This is a genomic window from Elusimicrobia bacterium HGW-Elusimicrobia-1 (assembly GCA_002841695.1).
Lineage (GTDB): Bacteria > Elusimicrobiota > Endomicrobiia > PHAN01 > PHAN01 > PHAN01.
The window spans coordinates 82,640-100,633 of record PHAN01000004.1 but is presented as its reverse complement, the minus strand read 5'-3'; the positions used below and the strand labels follow the sequence as shown (position 1 = coordinate 100,633).

General features: G+C 55.2%; 12 protein-coding genes. All 12 read right to left on the bottom strand.

Annotation, left to right across the window (positions count from 1 at the left end):
• Window positions 1–62: 62 nt before the first annotated feature.
• On the bottom strand, window positions 63–2,924 hold the full coding sequence (locus CVU77_04005; protein ID PKN01680.1) for a hypothetical protein: 2,862 nt from the start codon (window positions 2,922–2,924) through the stop codon (window positions 63–65).
• Window positions 2,925–3,272: 348 nt separating this feature from the next.
• Window positions 3,273–5,390 carry a hypothetical protein gene (locus CVU77_04000; protein PKN01679.1) on the bottom strand — a complete coding sequence of 706 codons (2,118 nt, stop codon included), beginning with the start codon at window positions 5,388–5,390 and terminating at the stop codon, window positions 3,273–3,275.
• A gap of 31 nt (window positions 5,391–5,421) precedes the next feature.
• Window positions 5,422–8,412, bottom strand: coding sequence for a hypothetical protein (locus tag CVU77_03995; GenBank protein ID PKN01678.1), 2,991 nt, complete (start codon window positions 8,410–8,412; stop codon window positions 5,422–5,424).
• Window positions 8,412–9,596, bottom strand: coding sequence for a [FeFe] hydrogenase H-cluster radical SAM maturase HydE (locus CVU77_03990; protein ID PKN01677.1), 1,185 nt, complete (start codon window positions 9,594–9,596; stop codon window positions 8,412–8,414). The genes CVU77_03995 and CVU77_03990 overlap by 1 nt, the downstream gene beginning before the upstream one ends.
• A 5-nt stretch (window positions 9,597–9,601) precedes the next feature.
• On the bottom strand, window positions 9,602–11,017 hold the full coding sequence (locus CVU77_03985; protein ID PKN01676.1) for a [FeFe] hydrogenase H-cluster radical SAM maturase HydG: 1,416 nt from the start codon (window positions 11,015–11,017) through the stop codon (window positions 9,602–9,604).
• Between the two features lie 206 nt (window positions 11,018–11,223).
• Complete coding sequence (locus CVU77_03980) at window positions 11,224–11,577, bottom strand: hypothetical protein (protein ID PKN01675.1); 354 nt, start codon at window positions 11,575–11,577, stop codon at window positions 11,224–11,226.
• Complete coding sequence (gene mobB, locus CVU77_03975; protein ID PKN01674.1) at window positions 11,565–12,515, bottom strand: molybdopterin-guanine dinucleotide biosynthesis protein B; 951 nt, start codon at window positions 12,513–12,515, stop codon at window positions 11,565–11,567. The genes CVU77_03980 and mobB overlap by 13 nt, the downstream gene beginning before the upstream one ends.
• Window positions 12,491–13,396, bottom strand: coding sequence for a hypothetical protein (locus tag CVU77_03970; GenBank protein PKN01673.1), 906 nt, complete (start codon window positions 13,394–13,396; stop codon window positions 12,491–12,493). Before CVU77_03970 ends, mobB begins: the two co-directional genes overlap by 25 nt.
• A gap of 6 nt (window positions 13,397–13,402) precedes the next feature.
• A complete protein-coding gene (locus CVU77_03965; GenBank protein ID PKN01672.1) occupies window positions 13,403–14,290 on the bottom strand; it encodes a tyrosine recombinase XerD in 888 nt (295 codons plus the stop codon).
• A gap of 5 nt (window positions 14,291–14,295) precedes the next feature.
• Complete coding sequence (locus tag CVU77_03960) at window positions 14,296–16,389, bottom strand: type I DNA topoisomerase (protein ID PKN01671.1); 2,094 nt, start codon at window positions 16,387–16,389, stop codon at window positions 14,296–14,298.
• A gap of 6 nt (window positions 16,390–16,395) precedes the next feature.
• Window positions 16,396–17,562: a DNA-protecting protein DprA gene (gene dprA, locus CVU77_03955; GenBank protein PKN01670.1), complete on the bottom strand. Its 1,167-nt coding sequence runs from the start codon at window positions 17,560–17,562 to the stop codon at window positions 16,396–16,398.
• Window positions 17,559–17,972 (bottom strand): hypothetical protein, encoded by a 414-nt coding sequence (locus CVU77_03950; GenBank protein ID PKN01669.1) that lies wholly within the window; start codon window positions 17,970–17,972, stop codon window positions 17,559–17,561. The genes dprA and CVU77_03950 overlap by 4 nt, the downstream gene beginning before the upstream one ends.
• Window positions 17,973–17,994 lie beyond the last annotated feature (22 nt).

The window sequence follows — 17,994 nt, the reverse complement described above, 5'->3', positions numbered from 1 at the left end:
AGTGGTTAGTGAAAAGATAAAAAAACAAAAACTATCTACTAGCCACTATCCACTGAATTCAATTAACGCTTCAGCACGTGGTCGACGGAAATAGTTTCTCCGTCCGAAGTTACAGTGACCGCGCCGTGTCGATCCGTCCTGAAAAGTTCGGCGCCGAGGGAAGAGATTTTTTCTTCCGTGCGGACAAGGTCGGAATCGTAAAAATAATCCTGCGTGCGCACGGCGCGAGGCGCGTAACCGTACTGGACAACGGCGTATTTGGGCGATGTCATCTCCAGAAACTCGTCGGTAAGCGTGGAAGGATTGCCGTTACGGGGCAGGAGCACGACATCGCTGGCGAGCTTCTCCCTGCCCAAATCGGTAAGTTCCCATTGCGCGAATCTGTCGGACTGCGGAGCAAGAAGGACTGAATTTTTCCCGTAGGTGATTTTAAGCACCGTCGCGGCGCCGGCCACGCTCGACGACGCCGGAGCGGCCACGACTTCGGCGCGGAAGTTTTTGCCGCCGATTTTCTTTTCGTAAATTATGTCGCCGGCTTTGGCCTCGACGTGAGGTATTTTTTTTGCGTTTACGCTCTTTATGAGTTCATACCACGACAGATAAAGCGACGTCGACTCGGAACCTCTGGGGTCGCCCATAAGTTTCCAGTCGCCCAGCGACGCTATAAACTCGTGGTAACTGGCGCCGTAGGGAATCCTGGCTGGGTCGTAAGGCAGTATGATTTTATCGACGGGCCAATAATTCAAAAGATGCGGCGTGCCGCCGATATTATTGGATTTGAGCGACGAAAAAACCATCCAGTTTACCCTTCCGATTTTATACTTGGCAAACGTCGGCGCTATGACGCTTGAGCCAGAGTTCCACTGCCCGCCGCCCTGTCCCGTGTCGAAAATCAGGATTTTACCGTCGGGAGTTTCCACCAGCACGGAATTACCGAAAGACACGTCGAAGAAAGTTACCCTGAGATAATCTTTTTTGGACGCGTTGAGCGCCACAATGCCCGCCGTCAGAATCACCGCGACGGCAACGACCGCCGGAATAACGCGGCGCTTCAATTCCCGCTCGTCGAAAACATCGCGCAGACGCATAATGAGCATCTGTGCCTGAAAGGTGAGCGGCTTAAGAAATACAAAAAAAATAACGGCGGAATAATAGATTATAAGCTGCGTGCTGGTTGGCATCGATATATAAGGATAGGGAAACAATCCGGCGAAAAAGTTGGCCATGCCTAAAAACAATCTGCAGCAAAGCCAGTTAAACGCGTTTATCCACAGAGCCAGCGAAAGGCCCGCGCCCGGTAGCCCTATCGACGAGAAAAACAGATTGGCAAGACCCGCAAGGAGGCCGTATTGAACGATGAAAGCGATAAGCGGAATCGCTATAAAGTTGGCGTACATTCCCGCTATCGGAAAACGCTGGAAGTAAACGGCGCTCAGGGGATACATCATTCCTATCTGAATGGCGAATTGCGCGTAGAGAAAACCGGTAAACCATTTGGGAAGATATTCTATATTAAGAGAAGTCAACGGACTTGTTCTTTCCCTGAAATAGGCCAAAACAAATAGCGCCGCAAAAACCGCCAGATACGCGAAAACCGTGCGCGTGTCCGAGAAAAACTGCGGCGAAACCACGACAAGCACCGTCGACGAGAGGGTGAGCGCGATGCTTACGGCGAAAATCCATCCGCGGCCTATGAACTTAAAAACGCTCTCCACCGGGCCGGATATCATAGCCAGAGACCAAACGGCCATAAACGAAAGAACGAAACTGCCGTCGGGAAGTTTAAGCGGATCGAAAGCCAGAATTATAAGAGCCGTCAGCGGAATGGTAAGGGCGGTGGAATGCCCCAGTGACATTTTTGCCACCGAACGGAAAAACTCCATCATTGAAAACATTATGGCCGCTCTGCGCGTGGCCGGAGACGCGCCGGTTATAAGAGTGAATATTATCAGTCCGAATACGACGAAAATAAACGAAAACTTCGACGGCAATTTAAGCACTCTGCCCATCATTATGAGCATTACCGCCACGAATCCCACGTGCAAACCGCTGACCGCCAGAACGTGCGCTACGCCGGTGGCCTGAAAATCGGACTTCATTTTACCGGGTACGCCGCCTCTGAGCCCCAGTGTCACGCCGCCCAGAAAAGCGGATTCGGGATAGGGCATCGTTTTTCTTATCGTCAAAAGAATTTCTTTTTTAAGGCCGAGGGCGATCCTCCAGAGCCACGGTATATTTCCGGTGCCGAGATATTTTACGTCCTCGGGATTTCTAATCGGGCGGGCGGTGGCATAAACGTTTCTTGCCCTGAGGTAAGCCGCGTAGTCGAAGCCGGCGGGATTTTTAAGACGCATCGGCTCGTTTATCGAAGTTGTGATTTCAACGAAATCGCCGTAGGAAAGAGAGTAGTAATAATCGCCTATCGTGGGATAAAGTTTGGCGCGCAGGAGTCCGGTTTTTCCGTCGAGTTTTATTACCTCGTCGGGCCTGGATACGGGGTCGGGGATGATGGAATTGGGTTTTATGTCGATGTTGGTAAAACCGTCTCTGGTATCGGGGTCGGCTATTATGGTTCCGCGCACCACGGTTTTATCAAAGAATGCCGCGTCGTAAAAATTGGTGATATGCGACGGGGATGTTATGTCGACTACGCGGTAATAATTGGCCGAGGCGGCCACAAAAGCCGCGCAACAGGCCAGAAGCGCCGCGGTTTTTTTCCGGCGGGCAAGCAGGTTGATTAAGGCCGCGCCAACCAATCCGGCGGCGGTATACCAAATCAGGGCGACCAGAGAAATATTGCCGAAGTGAAGAAAGGGTATTATTTTTTTTGCGGGTTCCCACGCGGGAACGCCGGGAAAGAATATAAAAGGAAGGGCCGTCCCCGCCACGAAAGAATACGATACCCAAATTACGAAAAGTTCCATAAACAAAAAAACTCCCGAGGCGCGGCATTTGCGCCTATTCGGGATCTATTTGCCGGACTTTCTTAAACTCTTATCGTTGACGGCCGGGTAATAATTCGAGTTGGAGCGGTAAATCTGCTCCACCCTGAAATCGGACTTTATCGTGACCACGGCAAGGCCGCCGAGAACAGCCACTACTATCATAAGCAGGAATACTCTGGTTGCCGCGTCCATAATCAGCGCAGATTATACAAATTAGTCAAAGTCAATGCAAAGATTAAAGTATAGTGACTAGTGGTTAGTGGTTGGTGATTAGTGTTATAACCATGTTCACCCCATCTTTTAAAAAGAGGTGCCGGGCGCGAAAAATCAATTCCGTGTCATTCTTTCGTACTCGTCAAAATATTTTTTGGATTCCGACGGACGAGTTTTAGAAAGCGTAAGACCCATATTGTAATACGCGGCGGAAAAAGACGGCGAAACGCGTATGACGCCGGAAAAAATTCTTTCGGCTTCGGCGTAATTTCCCCGACCGTAATAGATAAGCCCGAGTTCGTTGGCGGCGGAGGGATTGAATCTCTTGCGCAAAATCGCGCCGAATACGTCGACGGCTCTGTCGACGTCGCCCGCGCGGGCGTACGACATCCCGGCGTTTATCGACGACGACAGATTGGCCGGATCCGCGCGCGAGGCGGTTTCAAACATCGCGGCGGCGAGGGCGTAATCGCCGGAGGCAAAATAAAGCGTGCCCAGATTGTTCCATGCCGCCGAAAGATCGCCGGTGATGGCCAGCGCATCCAGATAGAGCCGTCGGGCGCGAGCCGGATTTTTATCCGGGGGGGCGTAATACAACCCGATATTAGCCAAGGCCGAAGAATAATAAGATACGACGTGACTGCTGAAAAAATCGCGCGAGCCGTCCCGACGCGGAACGCCCCTCATAAAATAAAAATTGAAATATTTTTCCGGCGGGATCTTCGTCGCAGCCGCGAAGGCAGGCACGATTTCGTGCATTATTCCCCTCGGCCTGACAGCGTGCCCCGACGGGAATTTCGACGGCAGGTCGGCGAGGATCATCCTTGATGCCTTATTGTAATTTATGATTTCGGCGGACAGTTCCCTTCCCGATACTATTTCGCGCGGAGGCAGAATATCAGGGTGGCGGCGTTTCAATCTCTCATAACCCCACCGCGTCCTGAAATATACCGCCTTTTTTACGTCGGGCCGAAGACCCATGACATATTGACGGTAATCGGTCGCGAAAGCCGTGGTGTCGTCGGGATCGTATATTATAGATTCGGGCGCGGCGGTGGCAAGAACGTTGCGGGCGTAATCGTGGGCGTGGAAGTCGTCGCGGTAAAAACAGTCAGGAAGCGTCCGTGCCAGTATACCGGCGGAAGCCAGCATAAGCGCGGCAAAAACACTTATCTTGAGAGCCGGCATATTTTTAAACGTTCCGCTCCCGCGCGGCCTCAAAGCAAACTGCGCGCCCATCCACGCGCAAACGGCCAGAAACATATCGGGCATCACGAAGTGCGGTTCCAGAATGCCCGGCGTGGATGCCTTGTCCGTCGGAAGATTTGCCAAAAGCGAAAAAAGCGGCCCCGAAATTACGAATCCCGCAACGGCCAAAATTCCTATGGGCGACGGACGAACCGCCGCCGAGACGATACCCGCGGCGGCGAATAGTAAAAATATCGCGCCGAATCTTTCGGCGGCAAGGCGAAAATAATAGACGACCTGACCCGCGACCGAGGACAGCGTCCACGACAACTCGCTTTCCTCGGGATGAAGTTTAAGTCCGCCGTAATCGGCGCGCGTAAGAACGCGCCAGAGACGCTCCGGCGTGGAGGGGTCGCCCCAGTTTATGTCGGCGCCCGACAATGCGCGCAGCGGCAGATATACATAAACCGAGCAGCCCAAAAGAAAAAGCGCGGCATAGAGCGCTATCTTTGAAGCGGAAAATATATCGCGGCGGGCGGGTCCGGCGGCGGATATCGCCGCAAGGGCGACGGCGGGCGCAAGAAAAACCGCCGTAAGGTGATTGCCGCAGGCAAGGCCCGTCACAAACGCCGAGGCGGCTATTTTTTTGGCGTCGATTTCGCCGGCAAGAATAACTGCGGCGACAGCCGCGAAAAAAACATTCAGAGAATACATCTCCGAAACGAGCGACAATCTCCAGAACGGCGCCGAGAAACCGAGAGCCAGAAACGCCCACCGCCCTGGCCCGCGAAAACGCAACGCCAGAATCGCAACGGCGGCCGCGCCGAAGACGGCGGACATAAGGTTTATTCTGTAAGCGACCGACGCGAAAGGTATGGCGACGGCGAATATTTTACCGGCGAGGGAGTAAAGCGGATAGCCCGACGGATGCGCCACGCCCAGCGTGAAAGCCGAAGCAATCATATCGCCGGAATCGCGGTAGGGCGCCACCGACGGATACAGTGTAAAAACGTATAGTGCCAGAAGCGAAACGAATATAAGCATAACTTGCGAATATCACCGCCAGGCAACGGATTTACGGCGCGGCTATCCTGCCTTCGTCGACGTAAACGAGGCGGCAGCCGAATTCGACCGAAGGATATACGGCCGAGACCGTCTTTTTGTATTTTAGAATCTGGGCGGCATGTTTCTCGTCGTACTCTTCGCCCGTCTTGTATTCAATAATCATTTTTTTTCCGGTCCCGATATCGGCAAGCCGGTCCGGTCGAATGATTCTGCCGGAGGCGTCCACAAACTCTTTTTCGTTTGCGCCCGGAACCGCGAACCACGACAAAAATTCCCCGTTGGCGAAAAGTTCCAGCAGTTTCCTGCGCTCCCCGTCGAGGGGACCAGTGTAGCCCGATTCCCGCGCGGCGGCTTCAAGGGCGACGTCCACCGCGCGCGGCGCGTCGGAAACGGGACCGTCGATTTTAGACAGCGCCAGGTGAATGACCGCGCCGCGTCTCACGGCTTCGCGGCGGGACGGATCGAAAATCGCGTCGACATCGGCTCTTTCGCGGCTGAGATTCTCCCACCATCTTTTGCCGCGCTTAGGCGCAATGATGTCGGGACTCGACGACGGCTTCCGGTCGGCGCGGCGCGCAAGACCTTCCGCCGGTTCTCCGATTTCGACTTCGTCGAACATTTGCATAAACGGATTTTTTCTGTTGCGCGTTTCGTGCAGGATAATCCTCAGTTCGGAAGCGGCGCGGGTCGCGCCGACGTAGGCGACGTTGACTTCGTCGAGGAGCTCCTCTTTTGACGCCATCACTCTGAGTTTGGCCACCTCGGGCGAAAACTTGGCGTATTTCGCCGATACGCAGCGCAGCGACAGCGAACCGTTTTCTTCGACGTACTTGTCGATGTTGCGCCCCGCCGTGGCGAAAGGCATTATTACCGCCGGAAAACTCAATCCCTTGGCTCTGTGTATGGTGGAAACCTTGACCGCGTCGACATCGCCGGGCAGAATGACCTCGAAATCCTGCGGACGGCCGTCCTTCCAGTAATCCAGGAAATCCTTAAGAGAACTACCTTCGGGCGATTCTCTGTCCTTGAGTATCTCAAGAAATCTCATAAAAAATATTTCCTGCGAACCGAAACGCTCCATTACGCGGTAATCGTCGATAAATTGCGCGGCAAGGTCGTACGGAGGCATATATGCCGAGGCATCGACCAATGGTCTTATAAATTTTTCCCAAATATCCGGACGCTGCCGCGCGAAGGACTCGCCCAGCGGCGGACTGCCGGCCGCGCGCCGGTTATCTTCAAGAAAAGCGAGTATATCTTCGCGGCGCATGCCGGTTGCCGACGGAAAAATATCTCCCGATATGAAGGACGCGAAAGCGAGATCGTCGGACGGGAGGTCGATAAACGCGAGCAGATTGATAATCTGCGCCACATGGCTGTTCTCACGGATGCTCATGGTTATCTCGGAAACGACCGGCCAGCCGCCGGCCAGAAGCCATGACGTAACTTTTTTGACATCCTCATTTTTTCTCACAAGCACGGCGACTTCCCCGCGGGAAAAACGTCCGGCTGCCGAGGCCATCGCGGATATTATCGCAAGAAGACGTTCTCTTAATTGTTCGTCGAGTTCGTCCGTATTGACCGCGGATATTTTTTCCACGGTAACACGTCCGCCCGAAGCGTTTTTGGCGAAGCCCACCGTCTGAGCCGAGTTTTCGTAAGCGGTCGTATCGGTCGCTTCAAGTCCAAGACGGGAGAGGTTTTGCGCGGAAAACGCGGAATTGACGAAATCGACGATATTTTTTTTGCTGCGAAAGTTCTGGCGAAGCCGCAATATTTCGACTTCGGCGGGACCGGCCGAGGCGGCGGCCTCGTCGAAAAGCTTCGCCCTTCCTCCGCGCCAGCGGTAAAGCGCCTGCTTTTTATCCCCCACGTAAAAAAAACTTCCTCCCGACGATACGCTGTTTTCAACCAGAGGCGCGAGGTTCCGCCACTGTATCTCGCTGGTGTCCTGGAATTCGTCTATCAGGAAATGATCGATTCTGTCGCCGAGCATAAAATAAATCGACGGCACTTCGCCGGCGGAAACGTAAGACGCTATTTTTGAATTCAGATCCGATATAAACACCACGCGCTTGCGGCTTTTATAACTCTCGACGGCATCGCGGAAAAGCGAATGGATATCGACGTATGCGTCGAAACGGGCGGCCGACAAATCCGTGAAATAAACCCCCAGACGCTCCCGCAGCGGCGGCGAAAAGAGTTTTATCTGCGGCTCGCTTAATTCTTCAAGCAGCCCGCCGGAGAGTTTGTCGAGCATGGGAACCCTGCTGCGGGCGGACGCGACGCTTTCGGCTTCGGCAAGACATTCTTTGATAAGTTCTTTTCTGCGGGCGCGGATTTCCTTGGTCGACGGAGAGACGGCAAAAAGCTTGCCCCTGTTATTCTCTTCGCCGTAGAGCAGTTCTGCGGTTTCCAGAAAAGATTTCTTGGGATTCCATGCCTTTGAAGTTTCCACATTAATAAAAGCGTCCAGAAACCTGTCGAAAACTTCCGAGGAAGCGCCCGAGACCGCCGACGGGGAGCCGGCGGATTCCATTAATTCTTCGGCCACGAATGTGATGTGTCCGGAGACGTCCGTCACTATCTCGTAGCGGGGCGGCAGACCTATCTCCACGCACGACGACACGGCCACGGAATTAACGAAACTGTCTATCGTATGAACGTTAAGGTCGAGATAGTTTTCCAGTATCCCCGCCAGACCGGCGGCCGCCGCGGACGATATCTTTTTATCGGTAAGACCGGAAGATATTATCGACGCGCGGGCTTTGATTTCTTTTATCGTGTCCGCGTCGCCGAGCGCCGCTTTTTTGAGCCATTCCAGAATGCGCCCCTTCATTTCGGCGGCGGCGTCGTTGGTGAAAGTTATGGCCAGAATTTTTTGCGGTTCGGGTTTTGCCGACGACAGCAGGAGAGAAAGAAAATGCAGGGTAAGCATCCGCGTTTTGCCGCTGCCCGCGGACGCCTCGGTAACCGTTATTGCGGCGCGTTTTTTATTCATTATTCCGTGGAACCTATATCCGACGGAGCGCGTCCCATTTCTCTGAGCATTTTCACCGTTTCGGCCACGGCTTCGCCTCGGGAGCCCGCGACGGGGACGCGACCGGGATAAAGCGAATAAAGCCCTGAATATTCGGGCGGGGTAAGATTGACCATAACGGAGTTGGCCCCCGCCATAAGCGCCCTGCGGGCGGCCTCTTTTCCGCCGAGCGTTTCGGCCGCGGTGGTCACAAGTATCCTGAGTTCGGGAAACATTATCCTGGCGCGGGCGATGGTGTCGAGTATCTTTTCAAAATCGGCCGGCGGCGCGGCGGCCAGCGGCGTATCGGGGTGAGGTATAAGCGGGCCGAAGCTCATCATCTCCACGCCCAGCGACTCGGAAAGTTTGATATCGGCGGCGATGTCTTTTTCCGTCTGGCCCGGCAGACCCTGGATGAAACCGCTCATAATTATCCATCCGTCGGATTTGAGGCGTTTTATCAGCGACAATCTTTCCGCCTGCCGTCGGCCCGGGCGGAGTTTTTCGTATATGACGGGGTTTGAAGTTTCAAATCTTATCAGCGCGCCGCGCGCGCCGGCGGAGTACATTGCCTCGTAGTCGGAATAATCGCGCTCGCCTACGCTCATAACTATCAAAACGGGATGTTTGCCCATTATCCGCGCGATTATTCCGGACAGAGTTTTCCCGTCGAAAAACGCATCCTCGCCCGATTGCAGGACAATCGCCTTAAAACCCAACTTCTCGATGGCGTAGTCGGCGGCGGCCACGATTTCGCCGGGTGTCATACGATACCGTTTAAGGGATTTATTCGAGGAGCGAAGTCCGCAATACAGACAGTCGGCGCGGCAATGGTTGGAGAATTCTATTATTCCGTGCACGCACGAAGAATTGCCGGTATGCTCGCGCCTCACGCGATTGGCGCGGGCGCGCAAATCTTCGCCCGTGGACGCCAGCCGCAAATCCGTCTTATTGAGCTGGGCGAAATATTCTTTCCACGTCGTCAAAACCGGCTCGGCCTCAGCCGCGGATATTCTCTGGACTATGAAGCCGCCCTGCGCGTAAACGTAATCGCCGACGGCAAGTTTGAAAAAATCATTGCGGACGCGGCGGCGCTCGCCGAAGTAATCGACGACGACCTTTCCGTCGGAAATTTCCGTCACTCTGCCCGGCATCGCATAGCACATAATTTTTAAAAGTAAACGTCACGCTCGCCATTTTTTATGCGGTCGAGCGCAGAGCGCGTATTTTGTCTCATTGCGGCGTCCTCGACGGCCGCGAGGGTTTTCTCTATGACGGCCATGCCCTTGCGGTAAACCGCCGGAGCGGCAAAATCTTCCAGATATTCGGCGAATGTCAGTATGGCGTTCGGCCGGCAGAAGTTGTGTATTTCGGCCGGCTTGGCCAGTTCCATGAATTTTTCGCCGGTGCGGCCGCGACGATAACAGGCCGTGCAAAAACTCGGCAGAAGACCGTCTTTAAGCGCGGAAGCCACGACGTCGGCCAGCGGCCGCTCGTCGGAAACCGCGAATTGTCCCGCCTTCGCGCCGACGGACTTCGCAGTCCCCGACGCGCGGACGCCATAACCGCCCACGCCCGTGGCCGAAGCCGCCGAGGCCTGCGATATACCTATGCCGAAGGCCTTCGCGCGGATGTCAGGGCGCTCACGGGTGCTGATTATAAGCCCCGTGTACGGCACGGCCAGACGGAGTATGGCGATGATTCGCAGGAAATCCTCGTCGGAAACCGCGTACCGCGGCGCATATTCCACGCCGTCGGCGGGGCGGAATCGCGGAACGGAAATCGTGTGAGGGCCCACGCCGTGTTTTTTTTCAAGGCGGGTCGCGTGTTCTATCAAACACAGCGCTTCAAAGCGCCAGTCGTAGAGCCCGAACAGAACGCCCAGTCCAACGTCGTCGATGCCCGCTTCAAACGCCCTGTCGTGGGCGGTTATCTGACGGATATAGTCCGACTTGGGCCCGCGCGGATGGACGTCGGCGTACGCGGCGGGATGATAGGTCTCCTGAAAAAGCTGGTAAGTGCCGATGCCCGCCGATTTCAACTTGCGGTAATTTTCCGTCGAGGTTGCGGCGATGTTGACATTAACCCTGCGTATGGAGCCAAAGCGCGTTTTTACGGAGTATATCGCGCGGATGGCCTCCGTAACTCTCTCGACGCCAAATTCGGGCGACTCGCCCGATTCCAGAAGCAATCTTTTATGTCCCATTGACAAGAGCGACGCGGTTTCGCGCGTAATTTCTTCGACACTTAAATCCGCCCGTTTGAGCGCGGAGTGCGCCGACTTAAAATTGCAGTAGGCGCAGTCGTTCGCGCAGCGGTTTGAAAGATAAAGCGGCGCGAAGAAAACGAGACGCTCCCCGTAAATGTCCTTCTTGACGGAAGCCGCGGCCTCGAAAAGCCGCCGGTCGAAATCAGGGTCGCCGAGGGCGCCGATTATTTTGGCCGCGTCTTCGACGCCGAAACCTTTTTTATCCCGGGCGCGCTCGACAACGGCGGAAGCCGCCGACGGATCGCCCGAAGATATACAGGCCGATAGAATTTCGGATACGCGCGGCGTATCCACGATTGATTCTTTCATATTACGCATTACGCAAGGGTTATTATGAGATTGTTGAAAAAACCTCGCTTTGTCATTCTGACCCCCGACCTGTCGGGGGGAAGAATCTCGTCCTTCGACGGACAACGAGACCCTTCACGAAGCATGCCCTGAGCCAAAACGAGACCCTTCGTTTCACTCAGGGTGACAAAAGCGAAGGGTTCAGGGGACAATGTTGGACTTTTTCAAAGGTCTTATTATACCACTTCGAGGACGCGCACGGCGTCGCCGGAGACGACATCGAGCACGAACGAACCGCAGGATGGACAATTTTGCAGCGGTTTTTCCGGGATAAAATCCTCCCTGGAAATTTCTTTTCGGCAGGCGCGGCATTTTATAAGCGGCTGAGCCGTCTCTATTATAAGCTCTGCGGAGGCAAAAGAAGTCCCCGCAAACAGATGATCCGCGAATGAATGTCTTAAAAAATCAGGATCGACGCCGGATGCCGCACCGACGGAAATAATTATCCGCGAAACAATTTTGAGGCCTTTACGGGACGCCTCGGCTTTAATATCGGCTAACAGAGGGCGGGCGATTGTCAGCTCATGCATAGCTTTATCCTTCGCGCCAGAACGTCGAGTCCGGCGACGGCCTCGCGCGGCCCGGGCGACAGACCGTCGCCCAGGGCGAAAGACGCGCCGTGCGCTCCTATGACGGCAATTTTCGCCGAAGAACTCATTTTCAGGTAATCTATGAACATTTTTATTCCGCCGCCGTGAGTGCCCAACTGGATGCCGGAAAGTTCGTCCGCGGCGTAGATTCCGAATCCCGTCGAAGCAGCGGGCGCGCTGACGGCGTCGAAAATTACGACCGCTTCGGGTGCGGAGGATATTATTTTGTTGGCCGAATTTTCCGGAACGTCCCCGCAATCGGCCGCGGAAAAGCCCGCGGCGGCGAAAACATCGGCCGCCGACGGACCGAAAGCGTCGTCGCCCTTGATCCGGTTGCCGACGCCCGCGAAAATATGCCTGACACATGCCGCGTAATAAATAAACGCCGAGGCGGCGGCCAGGCGGACTGTTGCGGGCGAAAAAGAGCCGCCGGATGATTTTAACGACGGGACAGCGCAAACCGCCGAGGATGCGGAGAAACCTTCGGGCGGAGCGCCCACAAGAATCTTTGCCAGGGGCTCTTTTTTGAAACCTTCGGCCAGAACTATGTCCGCTTCGGAAAAATATCGCGCCGCGATGTCACGGGCGCTTGCGGCGCGGACTGAATAATTTCTCGTAAAAGAAAATTTCTTATCGGAAACTATTCCGGAAAACTCTATGCCCGCGTCCTCGTATCTGGACGTATCCTTGCCGGCGGAAGCGGCGCGAAAGTCCGACGAAGTGTGTTTAAGGGCGCCGACCGAAAGCCCTGCGCGGCCCAGAAGCCCGGCGACGGCCGTAACGAGCGATGTCTTGCCGCTGCCGCTTTCTCCGACGAAAGATATTACCACGGGGCGCAAGTCGGCCATTGGCGTCATCCGAAAAGTTTTCTCCACCATTCAGCCAGGCGTCCCGCGGAATCAGAGCGTTCGGCCTTTTTAACTCTTGTGGCTCCATCGACGCGGCCGAGTCCGGCCACGTTTTCCGCGAAACGGAAACCAAGCGTGACATCGCCGTTGTCTTTATCTTTATCCGCGGAAACTATTTCACTGGCCAGCGGAAAGACCCTTCCGTCCTTGGCCGCGCCCAGGCGTTCGGCAAGATACTGGGCAATTTCCCGCTCGTCGCTGACCCTTATCCACACGACATCTCCCGGCGAAAGAGTCGACGCGCGGACGCCGTCCTTTTCGTCGGACAAGGGCTCCACGCACAAAGTCACGCCGCCCGAGCGCGGACGGGGCGCCGAAGACGAGCCGAACTCGTCGGCGCCCGGAACCACCGGAGTTTTATAGGGCTCTTCGGTGGTATCAAGAGTTACGGACACGTTCTCGGTTTCAAGAGCCGCGGAAAGCATCGCTTCCACGGACTCCGCCGTCGGCGACAAATCGGCGGATTCAAGCGCCGAGGTCAGAATTTTTTCCTGCAATATGCCGGAAAGTTCCGGCAGCGCTCCCGCGCCGAGGCGCGCCGCGTATATGGTCTTCTCTATATCTTCCCACGGCCTGAGCACGTCGGTCTCATACACCGACGGATTTTTCGTGGCGACGGCCGAAGCCGTAAGAATGCTTTTCTTTCTGACGTCGGCAATGATCAAAAAAACTCCGTAGATAAATTTACCGGGGGCCATAAACTTTCCCCTGGTTATGGCCAGCCGGGCGGACACCCTGTTTAAAAAATCAAGCGCTTCGACGAAATCGCCGCCCGCGGACTTGTACGCCAGCTCGGCTTCGTAGCGGTTGCACCCGGCCGTTTCCATCAATAATTTTATTTTTTCTTCCATATTTCCTTACCGGCGGGGATGCGCTTTTTCGTAAACTTTTTTAAGACGCGCCACGCTCATATGCGTGTAATGCTGCGTCGTGGCAAGATTGGCGTGGCCGAGCATTTCCTGAATGCTTCTTAAATCGCAGCCCCTGTCGAGCATATGTGTGGCGAAAGAATGTCTGAAAGTGTGCGGAGTGGCCTTGCCTTTGACGCCCGCGCGCGCGAGCCACAAAACCAAAAGTTTGCGGATACCTCTGGGAGTTATTCTCCCCCCTCTGAGATTCACGAACAAAGCCGGATTTTCCGGCAGGCCGGGGACACGACTTCTGGCATCCAGATATTTTTTCAGCGCGGTCGCGGCGGCATCGCCCAAAGGAACATACCTTTCCTTGGAGCCCTTGCCCAGAACTTTGATCATACCGCCCAACATATCCGCGTCGGGAACATTGAGTTCCGTAAGTTCGCTTATTCTCAGCCCTCCGGAATAAAGCGATTCCAAAATTGCCTTCATCCTTAAATCGGCTAAGGTTTCCGCGCACGGGACGTCGATTGCCGAGGCGACTTCGGCCTCCGAAAGCACGGGCGGTATTTTGGTCTGTTTTTTGGGAGAGACAACGTGCAGAAGCAACTTGGCCGGAATAAATTTTTGAACGGACAGATATTTGAGGAACGATCTGAGCGACGCGACCTTTCTTACCACGCTGGCGCGCTCATAGCCGCGAGTGCCGAGGGCCAGAAGATATTTTCTGAGACGGTATTTATCCAGATCCGACGGCGAAGAGGCGCCCGCGCCGGCGGCAAACTTCACAAAATCGCCCAAGTCCCGCCGATAAGCGTCGACGGTATTGCCGGAGTATGCCCGCCCGCCCTTCAGATACAACAGAAATCTTTCAAGCTGGACGTCGAGCATGTCGATTACTCGGAAGCGGCGGGTTCGGAAGCGGAATTCTTGTCGGAAGAGCCCTTGCGCTTGAAGCGCCGGAATTTGCCGAAGGGTTTATTTTCTTTCTTTATATGGCGGCATTTCGGAAAAGCGGAGCAAGCCGCGAACTTCCCGTAACGTCCGGTTCGCTCGACCATAGGCGCGCCGCATTCGGGGCAGTTTTCGCCCGTGGGAACGGGCGGGGCCTTCGGCGCGGGCTTTACTCTTTTTATGTAACGACACTTGGGAAAGGCCGAGCAGGCCAGAAATCTTCCGTAACGGCTGGCGCGCTCCGCAAGCGGGGCGGAGCATTCCGGACATTTCTCGTCGGTGAGAACCGTGACGTCGGCTTGCTTTATCTGATCGGCAAACTTGCCCCAGAAATTTCTTATCAGATCTTTCCATGGCTTTTTGCCTTCGGCTATTTCGTCGAGACCTTCCTCGGCGCTCGCCGTAAAAGCCAGGTCGACTATGTCGGCAAAATGTTTTTTGAGGAATTCCGTCACCAGCGTGCCGGTTTCCGTCGGCGTGAAGCGGCGGTCCTGCAATTCCACGTATCTGCGCTGCATTATCGTGTATATAATCGACGCGTACGTGGAAGGACGTCCGATTCCGTACTCTTCCAGCGTTTTTATGAGAGAGGCCTCGTTATATCTGGGAGGAGGGGTCGCCGAGTGTTTCTCGGCCGACGGAGGAGAAACGAGAGCGCAGTTGTCCCCCTGAGCGAGAGGCGGCAGCTCGGAATAATTTTCATCGGAATTATCGTAAACCTTCATCCAGCCGTCGAAAAGCATGGTCCGGCCAACGGCTCTGAACTCGTAAGCGCCGGCGCGCAAATCCGCCGACGCCACATCGAAGGCGGCGGGACTCATCTGCGAAGCGGCGAATCTTTTCCATACCAAAGAATACAGCAGATTTTGCTCTCTTGAAAGATACTTGCCCACGACTTCGGGCGAGCGTTTTATCGACGTGGGACGGATGGCTTCGTGCGCTTCCTGCGCGCCCTTGGATTTTGTTTTATAAATATTCGGGGAAGCCGGCATGTATTTCTCGCCGAAGTTTTTCGTTATGTATTCGCGGGCTTCGGCGCGGGCGACGGAGGCCACGTTCAGCGAGTCCGTTCTCATGTAAGTTATAAGGCCGACCGTCTCGCCGCCGATGTCCACGCCTTCGTAGAGCGACTGCGCGACGGACATCGTTTTTTTGGCGTAAAAACTAAGCCGCCGCGAAGCGTCCTGCTGAAGCGTGCTCGTGGCATAAGGCGGCGCGGCACGGCGCTCCTGCCTTTTTTTATCCACCGCCGAAACGACAAAAGGCGAAGCGGCGATTTTTGCTATGTGCCCGTCCAGAACCGATTCGTCGTTTAAGACGGTAGTTTTTATTTTGTAAGGTCCCGCGAAAAGCTTGTAGGTTGTCTCTTTTTCGATTTTTTCGCCGTCGATTTTTGTCAGATTGGCTTCGAAAGTTTTGCCCGCGGCCGACGAATCCGACGATTTGAGCGCGGCTTTTATAGTCCAGTAGTCCGACGACTTAAACGCCGCGATTTCGGCCTCGCGCTCGACGATAAGCCGAAGCGCAACCGATTGCACCCTGCCTGCCGAGAGACCTCCGGCGATTTTCTTCCAGAGCAGCGGCGAAAGTTTGTAACCCACGAGCCGGTCGAGTATGCGTCTGGCCGCCTGCGCGTCGACCAGCGCGGCGTCGATGGCCCGGGGTTTTTTCAGCGCGCCGAGAATGGCCTCTTTCGTTATCTCGTGAAAGGTTATGCGTTTTATCCTGTCTTCGGGGATATTAAGACCGTCGGCTATGTGCCACGCTATGGCCTCGCCCTCGCGGTCAAAGTCGGTTGCCAGATAAACCGCGGCTGCCTTCGCCACGAGTTTTTTAAGATGAGCCACATTCTTCTTGGCCTTGGGCAGCCAAACGTATTCGGGACGGAAATCCGCGTCGATTTTGACACCCAGCGTCTTTGCGGGCAAATCGCGGACGTGCCCGTAGGAACTTGCCACTATGAAGTCCTTGGGCAGATATTTTTTGATGGTCTTTTCTTTGGTGGGCGACTCTACTATGAGAACGTTTTTAGCCATATTGTCTCAGACCGCCGAGGCGGCGGCATAATGCTTGCCGGGCAGGGCGCGTATGACTCCTTTGATTTCAAGTCCGACCAGCAGACCGGAGAGTTCGCCGGCTTGTATGCCGGTCGCGTTTTCAAGCGAATCTATGGATACTCCGGACGACACTTTTTTGAGTTCGTCCAAAATTCTTTTTTCTTCGGGCTCAAGCGGCACAGCCGATGCGCCCGCCGCGGAAACGCCCCCGCCGGCCGCCTGCGCATCCCGCGAAGGCGAAACGGCCCCGGCCCATCCGGCCAGATATGCGATTTCATCCACTATGTCCGAAACGCCGTGCACAAGCTTGGCGCCGGATTTTATCAGCGAATGAACTCCGGCCGACGTCTTTGAAAAAATGGGCCCCGGCACGGCAAACACTTCCTTACCTTCGTCGGCCGCGAAACGCGCGGTTATCAGCGCTCCCGATTTATCGCCGGCCTCGGCGACCACCGTGGCAAGAGACAACGCCGCGATGATGCGGTTTCTTCTGGGAAAAGTATACCTGTCGGGCGGCGTATCGAGCGGGAATTCACTGACCACGGACCCGCGTCCGTCGGCGATTTCTTCGGCGAGGCGGCGGTGTTCGGACGGATAGCACGTCGCCAGACCGTTGCCCAGAACCGCTATCGTCCGCGCTCCGGCATCGAGCGACGCGCGGTGAGCGCGGGCGTCAATTCCTCGGGCCAGACCGCTTACGGTGGCTACACCCATTTTCCCCAACTCCGAAGCGATGAATCCGGCGGCTTCCAAGCCGTACGCCGTGGCTCTTCGACTGCCCACAATTGCCACCGAGAAAAAATCGGACGGATGGAATTCGCCCTTAACGTAAAGAACCTCGGGAGCAATGCCTGAGTCCTTAAGAGCGGGCGGCCAGCCGTCGTCAAACGGAAACAAAATTTTTACGCCCAGTATCAGGGCCGCTTCAAATTCTTTTGCGGCCGACTCAAAAGATTTCCCGCCGACGAGCGCCTCGAGCGAAGCGGCGGACAGACCGAATCCTCCGGACAATTCCCCTTTAGGCGCGCTCAGAACGCCCCCGGCGGAACCGTAGCGCCCGATAAGCGCCGTCCGACCGGCGCGGCCGAGACCGCCGGTCATAATAAGGGCGAGAGTTCCGATTCTTTCTTTATTGTCCCGAATGGAATTCACAAAAGGTCTTCGCTTATGTCTTCATGGGGCGGGGATGAAGGCCCAGCGGGCTCATAACGCCGGGAAACTACGGGCTCCGCGGCGGGACGTTCCGGCTGCTTTGCCGGTATTTTTTCAACCGCTCCCGACGGATATCCCGCGGCGCGGCGCAATGAGGATATAAAATTCTCGTTAAGAAAAAGTTCCCTGTACTCATCGGGTATTCTGCCGGCCAGAAATATCATATATACCGGCTCGGCGCCCAACGCTTTGGCAAGTTTTTTTATTACCTTTTCGTCGGAAGGCGGACTTCTTTTGCCCGAAAGAATTTTTGAAAAAAACGACGGGTCTATACCCGCCGCCCGGGCAACCCGACGGGCGCTGAGGTGTTTATCCTCAATGGTTTTCTTGATAAACTTTGCGAATGTCATTTATTTCCGGTTGTTGCGCCTA

What these genes read in the sequence shown, in the direction of transcription:
- CVU77_04005 (PKN01680.1), bottom strand. Translation starts at nt 2,924, where the DNA reads ATGGAACTTTTCGTAATTTGGGTATCGTATTCTTTCGTGGCGGGGACG.
- CVU77_04000 (PKN01679.1), bottom strand. Translation starts at nt 5,390, where the DNA reads ATGCTTATATTCGTTTCGCTTCTGGCACTATACGTTTTTACACTGTAT.
- CVU77_03995 (PKN01678.1), bottom strand. Translation starts at nt 8,412, where the DNA reads ATGAATAAAAAACGCGCCGCAATAACGGTTACCGAGGCGTCCGCGGGC.
- CVU77_03990 (PKN01677.1), bottom strand. Translation starts at nt 9,596, where the DNA reads ATGTGCTATGCGATGCCGGGCAGAGTGACGGAAATTTCCGACGGAAAG.
- CVU77_03985 (PKN01676.1), bottom strand. Translation starts at nt 11,017, where the DNA reads ATGCGTAATATGAAAGAATCAATCGTGGATACGCCGCGCGTATCCGAA.
- CVU77_03980 (PKN01675.1), bottom strand. Translation starts at nt 11,577, where the DNA reads ATGCATGAGCTGACAATCGCCCGCCCTCTGTTAGCCGATATTAAAGCC.
- mobB (PKN01674.1), bottom strand. Translation starts at nt 12,515, where the DNA reads ATGGTGGAGAAAACTTTTCGGATGACGCCAATGGCCGACTTGCGCCCC.
- CVU77_03970 (PKN01673.1), bottom strand. Translation starts at nt 13,396, where the DNA reads ATGGAAGAAAAAATAAAATTATTGATGGAAACGGCCGGGTGCAACCGC.
- CVU77_03965 (PKN01672.1), bottom strand. Translation starts at nt 14,290, where the DNA reads ATGCTCGACGTCCAGCTTGAAAGATTTCTGTTGTATCTGAAGGGCGGG.
- CVU77_03960 (PKN01671.1), bottom strand. Translation starts at nt 16,389, where the DNA reads ATGGCTAAAAACGTTCTCATAGTAGAGTCGCCCACCAAAGAAAAGACC.
- CVU77_03950 (PKN01669.1), bottom strand. Translation starts at nt 17,972, where the DNA reads ATGACATTCGCAAAGTTTATCAAGAAAACCATTGAGGATAAACACCTC.